Genomic DNA, 2477 nt, shown 5'->3' with positions numbered 1-2477 from the left:
GCCGTCCACATCGACGTTGAGATCGCCGTTGGCCAGGCGCGACATGGCGTCGGTCATGCGGCTGAGCGGGCGGGTGATGCCGAAGATCGAGATCGCACCGATCAGACCCACCGCCGTCACAAGACCGACGATCGCAGCCACCATCAATTGAAGCGACGTCTGCGACGCGAGTTCCGCCGCTTCGTCCTTGGAGCGCTCGAGAACCTTCTCGGCGGCTTTGGCGCGATYGGCCAGCATATCGCGAACCTTGACGCGTGCTTCACGCCCCAGACCGTTGGAGATGCTCATCGCTGCGTCGTCTTCATACCCCTTGATGCCGTGGGCGACGCTTTTGTCCATGAGGTCGAAATAGGACATGACGGTTGTTTTGACTTCCTCGTACACCGAGCGGTGAGCCTGGGTCGTCGACAATGCGATAAGATCGTCGAGCTGCTTGATGACGATCTGCTTGTATTCCTCGTACCGCTTCGCATAGGTCTTACGGACTTCGATGTCCTTGTCGACGATCATGTTCTTTTCTTGAATGGTCGCCTCGTTCACCGCCGCGTTGATGGACCGGACCGCGGTCAAACGCGCAGCGTCGATGGTGACCAGCTCTTCGGTGTCTCGCGCCATGGCATCGAGCTTGGTGATCGCCAACGCGACCAGGCCGATTGTAATCGCGATGAAAATCGTCACAGGAATTGCGAGCTTGGTCACAAGCCGCAGGTTGTTGATCAGGCGCATCGGTCGTCTCCGCACGGGAAAGAAGGTGCTCGTGATCAAGGGATACCGGAATGTATCTGTATAAACGGTTAATTTGTCTGACATAACAGACAAACATCGTCATTTTGTGAACCCGCCCTTCGCGTGCCTCGAGCCGTCCAGACGGCGTGAACCCAGCCGCTGAATCAGAGCGTGTGAATATAGTGATTTCGTCATAGAAATTGCATGTTCCCGCGGGGAGCGGCCTTGTCTCGCGCAGGCACCTATTGCGTCTCGGCAACACCGACCACGAAGTACGCTTCAAGAGTCTTAAGTCCTATGTTTGTCATTGACCAAAGGTCACTTGACCGACAAATTGTATTTACTCTCTGATTCGGACACGCGTGAGCAAAACGGCATCGAGAAACGGCATTTCATCGACGACGAAATTGCTTTCTCGACGCGAGTGCGCACACCCGTTTTGGACGGTTCGGTTTATGGAGGCTGGGGGGCCTTGAACCATGTATGTCGTCGTTGACGAACGGCAGATCGTGACTGCCGGTTATGTTGCGAGTTTCAATCGCGARGGCGTATCCTCGCTCGGTGTCTTCTCCGAAGAATTCCCAGATTGGCTGCTGAGCGCGTCGAGCACCGATCTCGACGCCGTCCAGGGGTTCCTGCTCGGCGAGTTCGCCGAACGCATCCCTTGCGCCGAAACCATCCGCCGCCATTCGCGCGCACCCATCATCGCCTTGAGCGAGACACGCTCTCTCGAGCAGACCCTCGAATTGCTGTCCGCCAGCATCGACGACGTCGTGCGCAAGCCCGTCCATGTGCGCGAGATCCTGGCGCGCTCCGAAGCCATCTGGCGACGCATGAACGTCACCCAGGCCAAGGAGCCGACCAACCGTCTCAAAGTCTATTTCGACGGACGCGATCCCGAGATCGACGGAGCCAGTCTCACCCTGCCGCGCCGGGAACGGCACATTCTCGAATATCTCGTGCGCAACCGCGGCCGGCGCATGACCAAGACCCAGATCTTCAACGCCATCTACGGCATCTATTCCAACGACGTCGAAGAGAGCGTCATCGAAGGTCACGTCAGCAAGCTGCGCAAAAAGCTGCGCAGCAAACTCGGCCATGATCCCATCGAAGCCAAACGCTATATCGGSTACACATACGCCGGATAGGTTGTTAGAGTCTGGGCAGGAGTGACTCGCGGTCTGATCTGGCAAGCGTGTCCTCCCCTCGCCCTTCGAGCTGATCCAACGACGGTAATTTCGATTGCTTGCCTGGGGATGTGGTGGTTGAAGGAAACGGCAGCCCTGCGGCTTTCGTTATCYCCATCCGAAGCGAGGCCGGGCGAAAGACGGCTCCTCGTGCCGGAGCTCGACGTTCTCGGAGTTCAAAGCCCTGATGCCAGGCGTTCGACAGAATGTGCCGTCCTCCATCCATCATGCTGGCGACGCCGCGGCTGGATCGAGCGAGGGGCAGCACGTCATTTCGGCGAAGAACCGGTGGTCGCGCGTCACGTTGAACTTCGATGAGCTCTCACCAGATGTATGGTGCGAGTTCAGCTTTCAAATGGCATGGCATGCCGAGGAGGAATCCCGCTTCACCCAGGACTTTGCCGCAATTGGAGTGTCGTTCTTTACCGAAGACGGTTCGCCGATCGATTTTCTCGCGGTTCCCGGATTGGTGCGCGCTCAAGTCGATCCGCATTGCGCGTTCATTCCTGGTCCGGCCTATCAGGATCGCGACGCCGATATGGTTGGAAATGTCCAGGTCAGAGT

Annotated in this window: 2 protein-coding genes and 1 pseudogene; 2 read left to right on the top strand and 1 reads right to left on the bottom strand. The window is 57.7% G+C overall.

What is annotated here, in order from left to right; all coding sequences use genetic code 11:
• Positions 1–726: MCP four helix bundle domain-containing protein (locus AC1DT3_RS17915; RefSeq protein WP_477466584.1), on the bottom strand; the 726-nt coding region annotated here is incomplete at its 3' end.
• 479 nt (positions 727–1205) lie between these two features.
• On the opposite strand from AC1DT3_RS17915, the gene AC1DT3_RS17910 reads away from it, so the two are divergent.
• Positions 1206–1874 carry a response regulator transcription factor gene (locus tag AC1DT3_RS17910; RefSeq protein ID WP_477466583.1) on the top strand — a complete coding sequence of 223 codons (669 nt, stop codon included), beginning with the start codon at positions 1206–1208 and terminating at the stop codon, positions 1872–1874.
• 226 nt (positions 1875–2100) lie between these two features.
• Positions 2101–2477, top strand: a pseudogene (locus AC1DT3_RS17905) (hypothetical protein); the annotation flags it as partial.

The sequence above is a fragment of the Microvirga sp. P4_G7 genome (genome assembly GCF_056401005.1).
The sequence above is the reverse complement of the archived record's forward strand: the minus strand, read 5'-3'. Positions and strand labels throughout refer to the sequence as shown.